Origin of the sequence: Protofrankia sp. BMG5.30 (genome assembly GCF_001983005.1) — a bacterium.
In the GTDB taxonomy this organism is placed as follows: Bacteria; Actinomycetota; Actinomycetes; order Frankiales; family Frankiaceae; genus Protofrankia; species Protofrankia coriariae.
In genome coordinates, this window is record NZ_MOME01000031.1 from 1 (window position 1) to 1,285 (window position 1,285).

Here is a 1,285-nt window from a genome sequence, read left to right on the forward strand (position 1 = left end):
CGAGGGGGAGCGCTTCGGTGAGGTAGCGGCGCATCCGTTCGCCGGTGGTCCATTCGGTGCTGGGTTCCTTGCGCGGATCGACGGCGTAGTGCCGGGTCACGATTCCGGACGAGGCCCATATTTTCTCGACGAGAGGGTTGGCCGCGAAGTGCTCGCGGAAAGCTTCCCACAGGTCGTCCTGGCTGAGCCGTGGTGGGGTGGCCACGGCGGTGCCGACAATGTACGGCCTGGCGAGATCGCGAACGGCAGGGGTGTCGGCGAGAAAAGTGGACGTACCCGGCAGGTCAATCTGCTCGGTCAGCGTCATGTGGTCCTTCCTTAGGTACGGAGCATGTGGTCACGGCTGGTGAGCCGGTGTCGGTCCGGCGGCGTTTCCGGAGCCGTCGAGGACAGGGTTGTCCAGCTCACGGTGCCGGGGGTGTGGCGTTTCCTTGCTTCCCGTACATCACCCCCGTGCCGTTCCTGGCCTGTGTCGTTGTGTCGCGATGACACAGGTCCCCGCTCGTCACGGCGTGGGTGTTCCGGATCGTCGGTCGACGCCCAGGATTTCCGGCGCTTCCCTCCTGTCACCTTGCGATATGTTTTCGGGCCCGGACACGGCGGCCTGGAGGAACGAGCCGCCGCTGAATCCGGACCCGTTGCGCGAGCCTGCCGGCCTCGGCTGCCGCTCCGCTCTTCGAAGCCGAGTCCTCGTACAGAGTAACACGAATCGATTACTCTGTGTGATTGAGGCTGGTGCTGTTAAGGAGACGACAACGGCTGCCGGGCCTCGGGCGGGTACCGGAGCCCGGTCCGTGYCGGGGCAGGTTCCGGGGCGATTCTCGGGGCAAACTGTGGGTCGGGCTACATTCGTCCACTTCCGGGGCTTTCCGGACACGAATGGTTCATACGGATAATTCCTGAGCGGATCTCATGAATATTCTGGCCATCGGTTTTCGGTGGCTGTCAGTGGGCTGTCAACAGGCTGTCAGTGGGCTTTCAGCAGGGCGGCGAACAGGGTCAGGCCGGGGCCGAACCCGAGGGCGACCACCACCTTGCCCGGTCGGATCTCGCGGGTCCGCAGCAGCCGCTGGAGAACTATCAGCACCGTGGGACTGGCACAGTTGCCGTACTCGCGGAGGATGTCGTAGGAGGGGGCGGTCGCTTCCTCGCTGAGCTGGAGCTGGTCCGCGATGACCCGCAGGATGCGTGCGCCGCCGGGGTGGATGGCCCAGCCGTCGACGTCGTCGAGGGTGTGGCCGTGCGCGGCGAGGAGGGTGGTGACGAGGTCTGTGACGTGGCGTTC

General features: G+C 65.5%; 1 protein-coding gene and 1 pseudogene. Both read right to left on the reverse strand.

The window, feature by feature from the left end; translation table 11 throughout:
- Nucleotides 1–307, reverse strand: a pseudogene (locus BL254_RS16860) (type III polyketide synthase); the annotation flags it as partial.
- 660 nt (nucleotides 308–967) lie between these two features.
- On the reverse strand, nucleotides 968–1,285 hold a 318-nt coding region (locus BL254_RS16865; RefSeq protein WP_305775652.1), incomplete at its 5' end, for a 3-oxoacyl-[acyl-carrier-protein] synthase III C-terminal domain-containing protein.